The 15,803-nt window shown below is 55.6% G+C and carries 16 protein-coding genes; all 16 read right to left on the bottom strand.

All coding sequences use genetic code 11. From position 1 onward, the window contains the following. Positions 1–37: 37 nt before the first annotated feature. Positions 38–1,150 (bottom strand): glycerol dehydrogenase, encoded by a 1,113-nt coding sequence (locus ACF8D4_RS19425; protein WP_107005709.1) that lies wholly within the window; start codon positions 1,148–1,150, stop codon positions 38–40. Positions 1,151–1,416: 266 nt separating this feature from the next. Next, a complete protein-coding gene (locus ACF8D4_RS19420) occupies positions 1,417–1,995 on the bottom strand; it encodes a hypothetical protein (RefSeq protein ID WP_306822439.1) in 579 nt (192 codons plus the stop codon). Positions 1,996–2,154: 159 nt separating this feature from the next. Further along, positions 2,155–3,195 carry a linear amide C-N hydrolase gene (locus ACF8D4_RS19415; protein WP_028779082.1) on the bottom strand — a complete coding sequence of 347 codons (1,041 nt, stop codon included), beginning with the start codon at positions 3,193–3,195 and terminating at the stop codon, positions 2,155–2,157. An 80-nt stretch (positions 3,196–3,275) separates the two neighbouring features. Next, the gene (locus ACF8D4_RS19410) at positions 3,276–3,713 is read right to left on the bottom strand and encodes a hypothetical protein (protein WP_144220337.1); all 438 of its coding nucleotides are present in this window, start codon (positions 3,711–3,713) and stop codon (positions 3,276–3,278) included. 70 nt (positions 3,714–3,783) lie between these two features. Continuing rightward, positions 3,784–4,206, bottom strand: a complete 423-nt coding sequence (locus tag ACF8D4_RS19405) for a DUF1801 domain-containing protein (RefSeq protein ID WP_101059733.1) — start codon at positions 4,204–4,206, stop codon at positions 3,784–3,786. A 100-nt stretch (positions 4,207–4,306) separates the two neighbouring features. Further along, complete coding sequence (locus tag ACF8D4_RS19400; RefSeq protein WP_392466419.1) at positions 4,307–4,693, bottom strand: NUDIX domain-containing protein; 387 nt, start codon at positions 4,691–4,693, stop codon at positions 4,307–4,309. Positions 4,694–4,711: 18 nt separating this feature from the next. Further along, positions 4,712–5,020 (bottom strand): hypothetical protein, encoded by a 309-nt coding sequence (locus ACF8D4_RS19395; protein WP_223828923.1) that lies wholly within the window; start codon positions 5,018–5,020, stop codon positions 4,712–4,714. Positions 5,021–5,064: 44 nt separating this feature from the next. Continuing rightward, a complete protein-coding gene (locus ACF8D4_RS19390) occupies positions 5,065–6,240 on the bottom strand; it encodes a DUF5694 domain-containing protein (RefSeq protein WP_392466417.1) in 1,176 nt (391 codons plus the stop codon). Between the two features lie 912 nt (positions 6,241–7,152). Then, positions 7,153–7,809 carry a CoA transferase subunit B gene (locus tag ACF8D4_RS19385; protein WP_025009400.1) on the bottom strand — a complete coding sequence of 219 codons (657 nt, stop codon included), beginning with the start codon at positions 7,807–7,809 and terminating at the stop codon, positions 7,153–7,155. A gap of 15 nt (positions 7,810–7,824) precedes the next feature. Beyond that, positions 7,825–8,526: a CoA transferase subunit A gene (locus ACF8D4_RS19380; RefSeq protein WP_071476287.1), complete on the bottom strand. Its 702-nt coding sequence runs from the start codon at positions 8,524–8,526 to the stop codon at positions 7,825–7,827. A 64-nt stretch (positions 8,527–8,590) separates the two neighbouring features. Next, the gene (locus tag ACF8D4_RS19375) at positions 8,591–9,481 is read right to left on the bottom strand and encodes a hydroxymethylglutaryl-CoA lyase (protein WP_392466413.1); all 891 of its coding nucleotides are present in this window, start codon (positions 9,479–9,481) and stop codon (positions 8,591–8,593) included. A gap of 2 nt (positions 9,482–9,483) precedes the next feature. Continuing rightward, positions 9,484–11,541 (bottom strand): acetyl/propionyl/methylcrotonyl-CoA carboxylase subunit alpha, encoded by a 2,058-nt coding sequence (locus ACF8D4_RS19370; protein WP_208190131.1) that lies wholly within the window; start codon positions 11,539–11,541, stop codon positions 9,484–9,486. A 13-nt stretch (positions 11,542–11,554) separates the two neighbouring features. Next, positions 11,555–12,409, bottom strand: coding sequence for an enoyl-CoA hydratase-related protein (locus ACF8D4_RS19365; protein WP_392466410.1), 855 nt, complete (start codon positions 12,407–12,409; stop codon positions 11,555–11,557). A gap of 11 nt (positions 12,410–12,420) precedes the next feature. Further along, positions 12,421–14,028, bottom strand: coding sequence for a carboxyl transferase domain-containing protein (locus ACF8D4_RS19360; RefSeq protein ID WP_025009397.1), 1,608 nt, complete (start codon positions 14,026–14,028; stop codon positions 12,421–12,423). A gap of 72 nt (positions 14,029–14,100) precedes the next feature. Next, positions 14,101–15,270, bottom strand: a complete 1,170-nt coding sequence (locus tag ACF8D4_RS19355; protein WP_025889846.1) for an isovaleryl-CoA dehydrogenase — start codon at positions 15,268–15,270, stop codon at positions 14,101–14,103. Positions 15,271–15,330: 60 nt separating this feature from the next. Next, positions 15,331–15,738: a MerR family DNA-binding transcriptional regulator gene (locus tag ACF8D4_RS19350; RefSeq protein WP_117200473.1), complete on the bottom strand. Its 408-nt coding sequence runs from the start codon at positions 15,736–15,738 to the stop codon at positions 15,331–15,333. Between the last annotated feature and the right edge of the window lie 65 nt (positions 15,739–15,803).

The raw sequence follows: 15,803 nt of genomic DNA, 5'->3' as shown, positions 1-15,803 counted from the left end.
AAACCAACTCGCGGAGGGTTTGCAGCTCTGGCTGTTGTCAGTCCTGGCGGCGATAGCGCTCGGCCATGGCGTTGGCAGCTATCATCGCCTGATAGACATCATCGACGCTGATAGCCATCGGCATATTGCCCATGGTATCGCCTTCGGCGCAGGCGATTTCGGCGACCTTGCGCCACTCTTCTTCGCAAAAGTGCTTCAGCCCCATATCTGCCAGAGTCAGCGGCAATCCAGCGGTTTTAATGATGCGGACAACATTGTCTATTTCACTCTGTGGAGCGTTTTCCAGCACCAGTTGGGTCAAGAGGCCAAAGACCACCTTCTCGCCATGTTGGGCGCCATGCAGCTCGGCAACCGCCGACATACCATTGTTGACCGCATGCGCTGCCGCCAGGCCACCGGCTTCGGCGCCGACACCGCTTAAATAGATGGTTGCCTCTATGGTTTGCTCCAGCGCCGGGGTGACTATCTTGTTGTTTACCGCATCCATGGCGGCGGCAACGTTTTCACTCAGCAGTTGATAGCACAGCTGCGCCAGTCCAAGGCCGGTACGCGAGGGCTTTTTCAACACCAGGTTAACGCCATCGGCCTGATAACAGGCCCTGGCTTCAAAGTAGGTGGCCAGGGCATCACCTATACCCGCGGCAAAGAAACGCGCCGGTGCGGCGGCGATGATGCTGGTGTCGGCAATCACGGCATCCGGATTCTGTGGCAGGAATAGATAGCGTTCAAACTCACCCGCTTCGGTATAAATCACTGACAGAGCCGTACAGGGAGCATCGGTTGACGCTATGGTGGGGTAGAGAACGACGGGGTGCTTAAGGTGAAAGGCAACGGCCTTGGCGGCATCCAGGGTCTTACCGCCGCCGACACCCACTATTACGTTGGCATGAGCCTGCTCAGCCAGGGCGGCAAGCCGCTGGATCTCGGCTTCACTGCACTCGTAGTTGAATTTTTCCAGTTGGTTGCTGATGCCATTTTGCTCAAGACCCGTCAGGGCTTCATCCTCAAGCCTGCCGAGAATAAACTCATCGGCAATAATAAAAGCATTGTCGCCGAAGTCATGCACATATTCGTGCATTTGCGACAATAACCCTTTGCCAATAATGAACTTTTTGGGAGATGTGACGGTACGTGGAACTGCTGTGCTCATATGGCCTCCATTACATTCAGACTCGGATCCTTGTTCAAAGAGACTCTATCACAGCCAAGATTTAAAGCTATGGCGCAACTGTCTGGTTTTTGTTGTGTTGGTGGCAATAAAAACTGGCTTTTGGTTTGAATGGCTAATTGAATAACTGGGATTTTTCTTTTATCTGGTGAGTCTGTGGCGCCAGTGGTCAAGTCCTTGGCGGGCAAGGGGAGAGCGGCGGCAAGTTGTTTGCAGCCACCGTCTTTTGCAGGAATGACGTTCGGCCGCTATCCATTTCCTTTAGGAGGGGATTGACGGCATTGGTTCAGCAGGGTTTGCAAGTGGCCACCGAGCTGCTGATCCTTGATATCAGTGCCGTTTTTCAGTAGCTGTTCGACATCTGCCAAAGCCTTGTCTATTCCCTGGGATTCGATAAGTGTGCTGACATAGGCGGCGAGATCCGCTCCCTTATTCAGCAGTGCGGCTGCATTTTCAAAACTAAAGCCCTGCTCAAGTAATTGCTGAATTTGGCCGAGCAGCTCGCTGACCCTGGCGGGCTCGGCCAATACGCCATCGACCTGGATCAGCTCACCAAGCGGATCGCGGCTGAGCTTTTCAGCGACGCAGGCGGTTACCGAGCTGACCTCGGCGCTGCGATTGATGGCCTCCAGACCTTGAGAGCGGATCTGCTCAATGGCTTGTTGCAACTCTTGATCTTTGGCGAGCCACTGCTGCTCCAGTTGCGCCTTTTCATCTGCGGCAAACCAGCCGCAGCCGGAGAGTGTGCCAAGGGCCAGGGCCGAAAACATCCAGAGAGCGGTTTTGGGGTTAGGGAAATACTTGCCTAAGGTGTTGGCTAGCTTCATTCACAGGACTCCTGCAAAGATTCTCAGAGTTCACAGTATCCGCCATCAGCCTTAAGCCGGGCTGAACAGCTTTGAGTCCTTGATACGGTTTGCGCGAACGCAGGCTCGGCAGTGAGGTCAAAAAGATAGACAGGGAGCCTTGGCTCCCTGCCTTAAAGATTAAAGCCCGGCGAACGTAAAGGGCTTGGCCGTGACAAAGTCCGACAGCGCGTTACCTGAGTAAATGCTGTTGTTGTTGATGGTCAGCTTTTTCACATCTTGCTGTTTATTGAAGTCGATGCCCTTCATATCGACCCAGAAGGTGTTGGGGGTTAAGGCGGTTTCAAAGTAATACACCCGATTTTTATGATCCGAGACCGAGCGCCAACGGGTCGAAGAGATATTCGGTTCAGTCTCGGAAGCTATACCGAAAGGCACAGAGGCGTTACGAATGACGCTGAAGGCGCCGGCAACCGCCACCCGGGTATTGGCTGTCTTGGGAATGGCATCCATATAGAAAGAGGCCCTGACAAACCGGTCGGCGGCGCGGTTGGTTCCCGGCAACATGGTAAAGCCGCCAATCTGTTGCCAATACTGGTTCAGTGCCAGTTGCTGCTCGAAGATGGGGGAGTTGGTCATGACCCGGTACTTTTGGTCGTGATGGATCACCAGCTTGCCGTCTATGTACTCGAATATGGCACTGTCACCGGCGGCATCGGAAATCGACAGATGCAGGGTGGCAAAACGTTGGGTACCGGGAATATTGGCGGAAACCACTACAAAAGGCTCGGCTCTCAGTGCATCGACGGCTTCGGCGACAGTGGCAAAGTTATCCAGCACATATTGCACCCAGGCAGCGACCGACAAGCCTTTTCGTTTACCCTGGTACTCGGGATAACTCGACTCTGCCAGCCATAACAGATTGGCCACCAGGCCCTTCTCGTTCATGCCGTCGGTGCTGGAGATATCAAAGGCGCTGGTGACCAGGCTGCCGTAGCGTGAAGTCCAGGTGACTGAGTTGTCGCCGACTGCCCCATGGCGCTGCATGCCGCGGGGAAACAGCCAGAGGCTCGCCGGGATTTCGTCGCGCCAGTCCATGGAGCGGGCGGTGATCACCAACTGCTCTTCGCCGTGATAGACGGCGCGGGTGCAGGCCTGCGCCGTAGTGCCGATAACCAGCATGAAGGCGCTGCTGATTAAGGTGATGAGTTTCCGATTCATAGTGACTTCCCTGTTTGATTGCTAAAGAGAGTTAAAGGTGTTGAACGCGTAATGGCAAGCCGGGTTGTTAATCCTGGCAATTATCTCAAGTGAAACAACGCCTCCAAACCTGGGTTTTCTGTGTCTTCCCCCGGATGATACAGGTAGCAGCTGATGCGGGCATAGTTATCCAGATCGCCGCGCCACAGGCAGCTGGCTTCAATATCCCGCTCTTGTTGCTGAAAACGGATCCTAAGCACCTTGGCATCGCCGTTCAGCACCGGCTCTATGGCTGCTGTTCCTTGAATGCTTAAGCCTTCTATCTCCCGGCGCACCTTAAGTTCGCCGTCCTGCTCATAAATGCTCATCTTGCCCGTGTAGCTGGCATCTGAGTCAATGGCTTTGCCAACCAGCTGATAATGGCCCTGCAGATACTGCATAAAAAGCTCATCTACTTCGGCAAATGCCGCAGGCGCCAGGTAAAGGGAAAACAAGGGGAAAAACAATAGTGCCAAACGGCGAATAAACGGGTTATTCATTGACCTTCCTTAGATTTGTATATCTATAGCTATAGCTTGGTGCATCTTTGCTGCCGCTCTAGCAGCCCACTTACCGCTTTGATTGTTTCAGGGCCTTGTTGTGGTTGAAGTCGGCAGCGGCGCTTATCAGTGCCTTGAAAGCCGTTTCATCCAAGGATTGGCCCTCGGTAATATCTATGGCTCTACGCTGTTTGCCCTCAAGACCTGCATTAAACAGCTTGTGGGGATCCGGCAGCGAAGCGCCATTGGCAAATGTCAGTTTCAATTTGGCTTTGTATGACTCGCCGGTACAGAGTATGCCTTGGCTTGACCATACAGGTACGCCGGACGGGTTCGTTGGCTTTACCCATTTGCACTCTTCAACTACCTCGGGAATAGCTGCCTTGATAAGTTCGCGGATATGGCCAAGCATCTCGGCGCGCCAGCCGCCCAGGGCGGCAATCTTGTGGTCGATAGAAACACTACCGTCGGTTTGCTGCAATTTTTTGTCCATTTGTGTTCTCCCTGGCTCGCTTGCGAGTGCGAGCCTGACTCTGTGTTATCTGGCAGCAGGATAGACCAAGATGGACAAAGCTGCTCCAGCGAACGTCGATTCAATGGTCGCCAAGCAGTCTTGCAATCGCCTGCTGCGCCGCCGGTGCACACTTGATGATACCCACCATGTCTATCCAGTCCAGGCTTTCTATCTCGGCGGCGGTAATGATGTCGCCACTAAAGCCCGAGCTGAAACAATGCATGGTCAGCTCAGTGTTCTCGAAGCCGAAGGCCTTATCCGTAATGCTGAACCTGTGGCAAATGGTGTCTTGCTGCAGATCTATGCTGAGCTCTTCCTTCAACTCCCGAGTCAGGGCTTGTTCAAGGGTTTCACCCGGTTCAGGTTTGCCGCCGGGAATAAAGTACTTATCTTTGCCCTTGGATTTGACACACAAGACTTTACCGTCTTTTTCATATAGCCAGGCTACACTTTGCAATTGTTTCATGGGGTTCCTTGTTTACAACTAAAACCAAATCAATAACTGCCAGACTTTCCCCAGCAGACTCGGGAAGAGTCGCGGCAGTAACAGCGCAGTTAGGGCAAATACTGCCAGTGTCAGCCACCAACCCTGGCTGCCGATAAAGGCTTGGCCGTTGCTCCACAGGGCCAGATGTTTATTGGTTGCCAACCAAAGCAGCGCCGCGGTCGGCACGGCAAACACCAGAGCGGCCAGTTGCCCCATGAGCAGGCCAACAAGCCAACCGGAGTGGGTCTTGCTGTGCGCAGTTGATGACCCTTTGCCGCTGTTTCTATTTCGTGAGCTATGTTTCATGGGCGATGCTTTATTGACCGTGTGTTATGGACAGTTCATGCTCTCTATCTTTGCTCTTTATATGAGAACAAGTGCTGTGGTGATTGCCCCTTTGATCTCTTTGGGGCGGCAAAATACTGCTGCGGTTGGATTAGTTTAACCCCCAACATATTGGCCAAATACTGCTCCAGAAACACCTTGTGACTGGCACCGACTATCACCAGCACCCGGCCTCCAGGGTTAGCTGCCACCACGCGCATGATGTGCGAGCTCATGTTGAGATTGCGTATCTCCCAAAGGGCAACCCGGGAGAGCGCCGCATCCTGGGTTAAATCTTTATCGATAAACAGGCTCCACTCCTGGTCAATGACGGCCCTCTGGTACTCCTGGCTGTTTAGCCAGAAAAAGAGCGGCAACCAGTTGCCTGTCTCAAGCGCCTCTGTCTTTAGCCTTTGTGGCTTGTTGATATAGTCGCTTTTGGCCAGAGCGGCGGCATGAGGCGACTGATTGTAAGACTCAAGCAGCCGCGCTTCGATGGGGCGGTAGAGATCTTTATCCAGATGATCATCTATCGGATAAATGCGCTTGAGCTTCAATGCCATGGCCAGGTTATTGCCAAGGGTGTTTTTCTCGTTATTGCTCGCGGCGAGTTGCTCCAGATAGTGCCGCAACTCGGTGGAAATCGTTGGGCTCGCCGCGGTTTTGTCCAAATAATGCCAGTGCAGCAGGGCTATCTCTTTGTGATAGGCGGCAACGGCCAACTTGATGAGCCTTGCTCGCTGCACAGGTTCAAGGCTGGTCTCGTCCAATAAGGGCTCCAGACTCTCAAGCGCCTTTTGCGCCGAGAGCCGCAATTCCTGCTGCTCCTTTATCGCCAACGCCAGAAATCTTTGTCCCACAAAATGATCCAATACAGTCTGATACTCGCCTGAGCCGTTGATCATGGTGGCGATATCCTGTGGCCGCAGTGACTCTACAGCTATGGCCGTAGGCTGGTAACGGGAGAGTGGCTCAAGGATCGAGGATAGAGAGCAGCTGTCCAATTGCTGTTTGATATTGCTCAGGTGCAGGCTGCCAAGCACCATCACCTGGGTTTGCAGCTTACTCTTGGCACTGAGTTGTTGCAGTGCACTCTTTGTACTCTCTGTGCCTAAAGCGGCAGCTTCTGTGGCGGTTGCATGAACTTGGGCAATACTCGATGCCGCTAGGCAGGCAAGAAGAAGCAGTACTTTGGTGGCCAAATTGAGTCTCCAAATTATGATTGTTTTTTTTACCCTATATCCGTGTTGGATACGAGCTGCATCGGACTAAGGGGCTTTGCAACATCGGCTGGGCAGTATTTTGGGGTTTCACTAAGAGGGGAGAGAGCCCGACTTTCCCTGTCGCATGCAGCTGCCTGATGTAACAGGCAGAGAATCGAGCCTTAGTCGTAGCATCCAAGCTCTAAAGTATAAAAGCGTTAGCCGCTCTTGACTGGCGTCAGATTCGCGTCAAGCCATCCATTGCCAATGCCGTTTCAGGTTAATGGATAGCCACTGTGTATACAAGAGGGGATACAAGAGTGTATAGACCGGGAAATTGGTAAACACTTTGTTCGGGGACATGGCTTACAGGCCAGCCTGCTGTGTTGTGCTTCTTGCAAAGGACTAGGGCCATTTGCTGCGAACCACGCCTTGCATACAGGCCTGTAAGTCGACGCAGAGCACACATGGGACTTGTTCGCACCTTCCTTAGGTAGTGCATTTATTTTCTAAGCGCAGGTGAACTTTGACCTTCCGGAGCATGGTTAGTAACGCATTGCGTTGGCTACGAACGAGAGGCATGGACGCCGAACTGGCTCATACTCAGGGAAGTGTATGGCCGAGACATAGCCTCGAGGGATAATGAGCCAGCTCACCCTCCTTGGTTCGTGCTCGAAAGCACCTTGCTCTAGCTACGCAACTAGCTACGCAACTAGCTATGCAACTAGCTATGCAACTCGCGCCGCGTCACAGATGTGCCAGTGCGAAAATTTGCGGCAGGTAATGAGAAAATCCACCGCCGTAAGCCCTGCAAGTGTTGGTGGGGGAATTGTCCCTGTTGACTGAATACAAAAACACCCGCAACGGCGGGTGTTTGGGATATCACATCTCTGCGGGGGCAAAGGGTCTGATTTACAGTGCCATCTCTGGCACATGTTCCGGGACGATAAGCTTGCCGGCGGTTTTGGCAACTATCTCCTCGACACTCACACCTGGCGCCCGCTCCAGCAGGTGGAAGGCGCCGTCCTTGATTTCGATAAAGGCCAGGTCTGTCAGTACCCGCTTGATGCAGCCATAACCCGTGAGCGGCAATTCGCATTTACTCAGCAGTTTGGAGTTGCCGTGTTTGTCGGCGTGCATCATGGTGACTATGATATTGTCGGCACCGGCCACCAAGTCCATGGCGCCGCCCATGCCTTTAACCAGCTTGCCGGGGATCATCCATGAGGCGATAGAGCCTTCGACATCCACCTCGAACGCGCCCAGTACCGTGAGATCCACATGCCCGCCACGGATCATGGCGAAGCTCTCGGCGCTGGAGAAGAAAGACGCGCCCTTGACGGCGGTAACGGTTTGCTTGCCGGCGTTGATCAGATCCGGATCTATAGTGTCTTCGGTGGGGAATTCACCCATCCCCAAGAGGCCGTTTTCCGATTGCAGCATCACCTGCATGCCCTCGGGGATATAGTTGGCCACCAGAGTGGGGATACCTATCCCCAGGTTGACGTAGTAACCGTCTTTGAGTTCCTTGGCGACGCGTTGGGCCAGTTGTTCTCTTGAAAGTGCCATTTTGCTCTCCTGCCCTTATGCCTGTTTGACTGTGCGCTGTTCGATACGCTTCTCGAACACACCCTTGATGACGCGATCCACATAGATTCCCGGGGTGTGGATATGATCCGGGTCCAGCTCACCCGGCTCGACTATCTCTTCCACTTCCACCACTGTTATCTTGCCGGCGGTGGCCATCATGGGGTTGAAGTTGGCGGCTGTCTTGCGAAATACCAGGTTACCCATGGTATCGGCCTTCCAGGCGCGGATCAGCGCGAAGTCGGCGGTCAGTGCCTCTTCCAGCACATAGTGGCGGCCATTGATTTCGCGGGTTTCTTTGCCTTCGGCCACAGGGGTGCCGTAGCCGGTGGCGGTAAAGAAGGCGGGGATCCCGGCGCCGCCGGCGCGGATCTTCTCCGCCAGAGTGCCTTGCGGGGTAAGGATCACATTGAGTTCGCCACTGAGCATCTGCCGCTCAAAGGTGGCGTTTTCACCCACATAGGAGGCGATCATTGTGCTTATCTGCTTATGTTGCAGCAGCAGCCCCAGCCCGAAGTCGTCCACCCCGGCGTTGTTGGAGATGGCGGTCAGGCCGCTGACGCCCAGCTTGACCATTTGATTGATAAGACCTTCGGGAATGCCGCAAAGGCCGAAGCCGCCCACCATGACTGTCATATCATTGGTGAGACCTGCGAGCGCTTCGTCGTAGCTGCCGACGACTTTATTGAGTCCTGCCATAGTGATGTCCTTGCTGTTTATTATCTGTCGTTATACTGCTTATCTGTTGTTCCGCCTGGAAGCCTTAAGCTCCCAGGGCTCTGGCCACTTTTGAACTGGTTTGCCGGCCAAGCTGCTGGCTTATCTGCCGTCCGGCCTGGGCCAGTTTGTTGAGATCTATGCCTGTGTCTATACCCATACCATGCAGCATGTAGACAAGATCTTCACTGGCCAGATTACCGGATGCGCCTTTGGCATAGGGGCAGCCACCGAGTCCGGCGACCGAGGTATCTATTACACTGACGCCGGTTTCCAGGCAGGCGAGAATGTTGGCCAGCGCCTGACCGTAGGTATCATGGAAGTGTAGCGCCAAGCGCTCTACCGGTACGCGCTCGGCCACGGTTTCCACCATTTTGCGGGCCTTGAGCGGTGTACCTACGCCTATGGTGTCGCCGAGGGATATTTCATAGCAGCCCAATTGATGCAGAATGTCGGCGACCCGAGCCACTTCTGCCGGGGCGATTTCACCATCATAGGGGCAACCCAGTACGCAGGAAACATAGCCACGAACCCGAATGCCTTGCTCCTTGGCCCGGCTCAGCAGGGGCTCGAAGCGGGCGATGGACTCTTCGATGGAGCAGTTGATGTTCTTCTGGCTGAAGCCTTCGGAGGCGGCGGCAAATACCGCCACTTCATCGGCGCCGGCATCCAGCGCCAACTCCAGGCCCTTGAGATTGGGAGTCAGGGCGCTGTAGCAGACGCCGGCGCGGCGTGAAATGCTGCGTAGCACCTCGCCCGAGTCTGCCATTTGCGGTACCCACTTGGGCGACACAAAGCTGGCGGCTTCGATGCGTTTCACCCCGGCATCGGCCAGGGCTTCAATCAGGGCTATCTTGGCCTGAGTGCTGACCGAGGTTTCATTTTGCAGGCCGTCTCTTGGGCCCACTTCAAACAGGCTTACCTTGGGAGGCAGCATTTTTAAGCCTCCTTGAGTTGTTCGCTGAGCTCCAGCAACTGGGCGCCATCGCTGACTAGTTCGCCGGGCTGGAAGAAAAACTTACTCACAGTGCCATCGAAAGGCGCGGCTATGGTGTATTCCATCTTCATCGCTTCCATCACCATCAGCCCTTGGCCGGCCTTAACGCTGTCGCCCACAGCCACCAGATGGGTGACTATGGTGCCGTTCATCGGCGCCTTGAGCAGATCGGCGTGGTTGGCCTGCTCCTCTTCCAGCTCATTCTGAATGGCGCGGAAATGACAGGCGCTAAGCTCGCCGGAGCGGCTAAGCAGGGTAAAGTCCATGCCCTGGCGGCTGATTCGCTGGCTGCTGATATGCCCATCGACCACACAGCGAAGCGTGTCACCACCGGCCTCATCTGTGCTCAGCTCGCCTTCGATAACCAGGGTTTGGCCATCCAGTGTCAGTTGCCAGCTATCGGCCTTGGCCAGCTCAGTCAACTGCAGGTGATGAATATGGTGTTCATCGTCCATCAGGGCGATATCGTGGCGCTTGGCGCTGTTGAGTCTAAAGCCACTGGCGCTGCCCCAGGGCGAGGAAGGGTCCTGACTGTTTGCCTGTTTGGCTTGGGAGTCGCGTTTGCGCCACAGCATTTCATACAGTGCGGCTTTGGCCAGCAGCGGTAAGGGCAGGGCGCTGTCTTTCGCTTGAGGCAGCAGCTGTGCTTGATAGCGCTCAATAAAATCTGTGCTGAAGTCGGCGCCGGCAAAGGCCGGGTGAGCGGCGATTTTACCCAGGAAACCGATATTGTGTTTCAGGCCGGTGAGCTGGAAGTCATCCAGAGCCCTTTGCAGGCGCTGCAGCGCTCTTGGGCGTGACTCATCCCAGACAATCAGCTTGGCTATCATGGGATCGTAGAAGTTGGAGATTTCATCGCCTTCACGGACACCCGAGTCGATACGCACATGGCGCGATGGCTTGGGCTCGCGCAGGAAGTTGAGCTTGCCGCTGGCGGGCAGGAAGTCGTTATCCGGATCTTCGGCATAAATTCGCACTTCAAAGGCATGGCCATTAATGGCAACTTGCTCCTGAGTCAGGGGTAGAGGCTCTCCGGCGGCGACCAGCAACTGCCAGTGCACCAGATCTGTCTCGGTTACCAGCTCGGTAACAGGATGCTCTACCTGCAAACGGGTATTCATCTCCATAAAGAAGAAGCTGCCGTCTTCCTCTGTGGCATGGGTGTCCAGCAAAAACTCGACCGTGCCAGCACCCACATAGTCGATGGCGCGGGCGGCGGCTACGGCGGCTTCACCCATGCGGCGGCGCAGGGCGTCGCTGAGGCCGGGGGCCGGCGCTTCTTCCACCACTTTCTGGTGGCGGCGCTGAATCGAGCAGTCCCTGTCTGACAGATAAATGGCATTGCCCTGGGTGTCGGCAAATACCTGCACTTCCACATGGCGCGGCTGCTCCAGGTAACGCTCCATCAACAGCTTGTCATTGCCAAAACTGGAGGCGGCTTCACGGCGGGCAGAGTCGATGGCCGACTTGACTTCCGTGAGGCTGCGGACAATCCGCATTCCCTTGCCGCCGCCACCGAAGGCGGCCTTGATCAGCAGCGGGAAACCGATTTTTTCGGCTTCACTGAGCAACACTTCATCGCTCTGGTCATCACCGTGATAGCCGGGCACCAGCGGCACTCCGGCGCGGCCCATGATGAGTTTGGCGGCGCTCTTGCTGCCCATGGCTTCTATGGAATCGGCCTTGGGACCGATAAAGGCGATATTGGCCTGTTCACAGGCTGCGGCAAAACCGGCGTTTTCCGACAGAAAGCCATAACCCGGGTGGATCGCCTCGGCGCCACAGGCCTTGGCGATATCGATGATGGCATCGCCCCTGAGGTAGGAGTCGGCTGGCGCCGAGCCCCCCAGATAAAAGGCTTCATCGGCCATGGCCACATGGGCGGCATGGCGATCGGCATCCGAGAACAGTGCGACAGTGCGCACACCCAATGACCTGGCGGTACGTATGATGCGACAGGCAATTTCGCCGCGGTTGGCAATCAGAATCTTGTTGAACATCTTACATCCTTCCTTAGTCACGGCGCTCTGGCGGGTTTGAGCTATTGCCTGGATGGCAACTGGAGTTGTTGGCCGGGTTGTTACTTGAACCTTGCCAGTTCGGCGGGCGTTTTTCGAAAAAGGCGTTCAGTCCTTCCTGGCCTTCAGCAGACACCCGGATCCGGGCGATGGCCTCGCCGGTGAGCGCCAGCGTCTGTTCATCTATCAGTCCGTGGCGGATATCGCTTATCAGCTGTTTGCACCAGTTGAGCGCCTGCGGACTGTTGCCCAGCAGCGACTCGATAAGGGGCGCGGCGGCGGCCTCGAGATCGTCTGCTACCTGATGCACCAGTTGCAAAGTCTTGGCGGCTTCGGCATCAAAACGCTCTGCGGTCAACATATAGCGTCTCGCCTGACGCTCACCCATGGCGCGGCGCACATAGGGGCTGATGACCGCCGGGATCAGGCCAAGCTTCACCTCGGACAGGCAAAAGCTGGCCTTGGGCGTCGCTATGGCGATATCGCAGCAACACACCAGCCCAAGCGCCCCGCCAAAGGCCGCACCCTGTACCAGTGCCAACGACGGCTTGGGGAATTGATCCAGAGTGGCCATCAACCGGGCCAACTCGGCGGCGTCTTTGAGGTTGTCGTCAAAGTCCATCGCCGCTTGTTTGCGCATCCAGTTCAGGTCGGCACCGGCGCTGAAATGTTTGCCGTTGGCTTTCAGCAGCAGCACCCGGCAGGCGGGATCCCGGGCCAGGGACTCCAGCGCATGAATGAGCTCGGCAATCATCACTTCATCGAAGGCGTTGGCCAGCTGAGGGCGATTCATCACCAGGGATGAAACGCCGCGGGAGTCGGTGGTTAAGGTCAGATATTGATAATCCATACCGGCCTCCATTACATGCGGAACACGCCGAAACGTGTGTCCTCTATGGGCGCATTCAGCGCCGCCGACAATGCCAGGCCGACTACATCCCGGGTCTGGGCCGGGTCGATAATGCCGTCGTCCCACAAACGGGCGCTGGCATGGTAGGGGTGACCCTCTTTATCGTACTGGGCTATCACCGGAGCCTTGAAGGCGGCTTCTTCCTCGGCGCTCATGGTCTGCCCCTTGCGGGCCAGGCCGTCTTTACGCACTGTGGCCAGCACTCCGGCGGCCTGTTCGCCCCCCATGACTGAGATGCGGGCGTTGGGCCACATCCACATCATGGTGGGTTCAAAGGCGCGACCGCACATACCGTAGTTACCGGCGCCGTAGGAGCCGCCGATGATCACGGTAAACTTGGGCACAGTGGCGCAGGATACTGCAGTCACCATCTTGGCACCGTGTTTGGCTATGCCTTCATGCTCATATTTCTTGCCGACCATAAAGCCGGTGATGTTTTGCAAAAACAGCAGCGGGATCTTGCGCTGGCAGCAAAGCTCGATGAAGTGAGCGCCTTTTTGTGCCGACTCGGAAAACAGAATGCCGTTGTTGGCCACTATGCCTACCGGGTAGCCATGAATACGGGCAAAACCGCACACCAGAGTGGCACCGTAACCGGCCTTGAACTCGTCGAAGTCTGAGTCATCGACGATGCGGGCAATCACTTCTTTGACATCGAAGGGCTTTTTCAAGTCGGTGCCGACTATGCCGTAGAGCTCATGAATATCGTACTTGGGTGGCTTTACCTGGCTCAGAGTCTGGGCAATCTGTTTTTGGTGATTGAGGCGGGAGACGGCATTGCGGGCCAACTCCAGCGCGTGGTCGTCGTTTTGAGCCAGATGATCGGCCACACCGCTTATCTTGGTGTGTACCTCGGCGCCGCCGAGCTCTTCGGCACTGACCTCTTCACCTGTGGCGGCTTTCACCAGCGGCGGGCCGGCCAAAAAGATGGTGCCCTGTTCACGGACAATAATCGATTCATCCGCCATCGCCGGCACATAGGCGCCACCTGCGGTACACAGGCCCATGACCACGGCGATTTGCGGGATCCCTTTGGAGGACATGCGGGCCTGATTGAAGAAAATACGGCCGAAGTGATCCCTGTCCGGGAACACTTCATCCTGGCGCGGCAGGTTGGCACCGCCCGAGTCCACCAGATAGATGCAGGGTAGGTGACAGCGCTCGGCTATCTCCTGAGCCCGCAGGTGTTTTTTCACCGTCAGCGGGTAGTAAGTGCCGCCTTTGACCGTGGCGTCGTTGGCGATAATCATGCACTCGACTCCGCTGACCCGGCCGATCCCGGCTATGATGCCGGCGGCGGGCACTTCTTCGTCATAGACTTCGAAGGCAGCGAACTGGCTCAGTTCCAGAAATGGCGAGCCGGGATCCAGAAGTTTCTCTACCCGGGTGCGCGGCGCCAGTTTACCGCGAGACAGATGGCGCTCCATGGCCACAGGGCCACCGCCTTCGACTATCTTGTTGAGCTTTTGTTGGACATCGGCCACCAGGTGGGACATGGCGGCTTGTTTTTCCCTGAATTCATCGCTGCGGGCGTTGATTCTACTGCTGATTTGAGGCACGGCTTGTCATCCTTTTCGACTGAATGGGGGAGCGTGAAGGGCCGCTTGCTTGAACGGCCCCGGCATTCGCCATTACTTGGTTTCGTTGAACAGCTCGCGGCCGATGAGCATGCGGCGGATTTCCGAAGTACCGGCGCCGATTTCATAGAGCTTGGCATCGCGCAGCAGGCGACCTGTAGCGTATTCGTTGATATAGCCGTTGCCGCCCAGCAACTGAATGGCGTCCAGTGCCATTTTGGTGGCGAGCTCGGCGCTGTAGAGAATGGCACCGGCGGCATCTTTACGTGTGGTTTCGCCGCGATCGCAGGACTTGGCGACGTTATAGATATAGGACTTGGCGGCATTCATGCCTGTGTACATGTCGGCCAGTTTGCCCTGCACCAGTTGGAATTCGCCGATGGATTTGCCGAACTGCACCCGCTCGTGCATATAGGGCATCACTATGTCCATGCAGGCGGTCATTATCCCAAGAGGGCCGCCGCTGAGCACCACCCGCTCGTAATCGAGGCCGCTCATCAGTACCTTTACACCCTGGTTGAGGCCGCCGAGAATATTTTCTTCCGGGACTTCGCAGTCTTCGAATACCAGTTCACAGGTGTTGGAGCCGCGCATTCCCAGCTTGTCGAGCTTCTGCGCCTGGGAGAAGCCTTTGAAGCCGCGCTCGACGATAAAGGCGGTAATCCCGTGCGGGCCCTTGTCCAAGTCGGTTTTGGCGTAAATCACATAGGTGTGGGCATCCGGGCCATTGGTGATCCACATTTTATTGCCGTTGAGAATGTAACGGTCGCCTTCCTTGCGGGCATGCAGCTTCATGGAAACCACGTCCGAACCTGCGTTGGGTTCACTCATCGCTAGTGCGCCTATATGCTCGCCGCTGACCAGTTTGGGCAGGTATTTTTCCTTCTGGGCCTGATTGCCGTTGCGGTTGATCTGGTTGACGCACAGGTTGGAGTGGGCGCCGTAGGACAAACCTATGGACGCCGAAGCGCGGGAGATCTCTTCCATGGCGACGACGTGCGCCAGATAACCCATGTTGGCACCGCCGAACTCTTCGGGGACTGTTATCCCAAGCAGCCCCATGTCGCCGAACTGAGGCCAAAGCTCGTTGGGGAAGGCGTTGTCCTGATCCACCTTGGCGGCAATGGGGGCGATTTCATTGGCGGCGAAACCGTTGACTGCATCCCGCAGCATATCGATTTCTTCACCGAGTCCAAAGTTGAGGCTTGAGTAGAGAGAGTTCATTGGCTTGATGTCCTGTAAGTTAATATTTTTATTTTATTATTATGGTGTTTGGTCAATGGCTCAGGCTCTTTCCTGCTCCATGTCATCCAGCGCCTGACGGCACTGAAGTTCGGCAGAATTGAGTTCCATCAACACCACCTTGATATCGTCCATCTGCTGTTGCAGTGAGGTTTTTTTCTCTTCGATCAGGGCCAACATGGTATTGAGCTGTGCATGGCTGCTCTTGTCGGCATCGTAGAGTTCAAACAGTCGGCGGGTTTCCGCCAGGGAAAAGCCCAGACGCTTGCCGCGCAGGATCAGTTTCAGTCTGACTCTGTCCTTGAGACTATAGATACGGGTCTGACCACGACGCCTGGGTTTGAGCAGACCCTGATCTTCATAGAAGCGGATGCTACGGGTGGTGATATCAAATTCCTTTGACAGATCACTGATGGAGTAAGTGGTTTGTGGATTGTGGTTTGCGCTCATCGATAACACCATAAAATGGAACTTGTTTGGCAAGATATATGAAGTTTACGTAAAGGTAAAGTTTG

Source organism: Shewanella sp. YQ_9 (genome assembly GCF_043103185.1).
In the GTDB taxonomy this organism is placed as follows: domain Bacteria; phylum Pseudomonadota; class Gammaproteobacteria; order Enterobacterales; family Shewanellaceae; genus Shewanella; species Shewanella algae.
The sequence above is the reverse complement of the archived record's forward strand: the minus strand, read 5'-3'. Positions and strand labels throughout refer to the sequence as shown.

What these genes read in the sequence shown, in the direction of transcription:
- ACF8D4_RS19395 (WP_223828923.1), bottom strand. Translation starts at nt 5,020, where the DNA reads ATGAAACATAGCTCACGAAATAGAAACAGCGGCAAAGGGTCATCAACT.
- ACF8D4_RS19355 (WP_025889846.1), bottom strand. Translation starts at nt 15,270, where the DNA reads ATGAACTCTCTCTACTCAAGCCTCAACTTTGGACTCGGTGAAGAAATC.
- ACF8D4_RS19385 (WP_025009400.1), bottom strand. Translation starts at nt 7,809, where the DNA reads ATGGCACTTTCAAGAGAACAACTGGCCCAACGCGTCGCCAAGGAACTC.
- ACF8D4_RS19410 (WP_144220337.1), bottom strand. Translation starts at nt 3,713, where the DNA reads ATGAATAACCCGTTTATTCGCCGTTTGGCACTATTGTTTTTCCCCTTG.
- ACF8D4_RS19375 (WP_392466413.1), bottom strand. Translation starts at nt 9,481, where the DNA reads ATGCTGCCTCCCAAGGTAAGCCTGTTTGAAGTGGGCCCAAGAGACGGC.
- ACF8D4_RS19365 (WP_392466410.1), bottom strand. Translation starts at nt 12,409, where the DNA reads ATGGATTATCAATATCTGACCTTAACCACCGACTCCCGCGGCGTTTCA.
- ACF8D4_RS19405 (WP_101059733.1), bottom strand. Translation starts at nt 4,206, where the DNA reads ATGGACAAAAAATTGCAGCAAACCGACGGTAGTGTTTCTATCGACCAC.
- ACF8D4_RS19420 (WP_306822439.1), bottom strand. Translation starts at nt 1,995, where the DNA reads ATGAAGCTAGCCAACACCTTAGGCAAGTATTTCCCTAACCCCAAAACC.
- ACF8D4_RS19350 (WP_117200473.1), bottom strand. Translation starts at nt 15,738, where the DNA reads ATGAGCGCAAACCACAATCCACAAACCACTTACTCCATCAGTGATCTG.
- ACF8D4_RS19415 (WP_028779082.1), bottom strand. Translation starts at nt 3,195, where the DNA reads ATGAATCGGAAACTCATCACCTTAATCAGCAGCGCCTTCATGCTGGTT.
- ACF8D4_RS19400 (WP_392466419.1), bottom strand. Translation starts at nt 4,693, where the DNA reads ATGAAACAATTGCAAAGTGTAGCCTGGCTATATGAAAAAGACGGTAAA.
- ACF8D4_RS19380 (WP_071476287.1), bottom strand. Translation starts at nt 8,526, where the DNA reads ATGGCAGGACTCAATAAAGTCGTCGGCAGCTACGACGAAGCGCTCGCA.
- ACF8D4_RS19425 (WP_107005709.1), bottom strand. Translation starts at nt 1,150, where the DNA reads ATGAGCACAGCAGTTCCACGTACCGTCACATCTCCCAAAAAGTTCATT.
- ACF8D4_RS19370 (WP_208190131.1), bottom strand. Translation starts at nt 11,541, where the DNA reads ATGTTCAACAAGATTCTGATTGCCAACCGCGGCGAAATTGCCTGTCGC.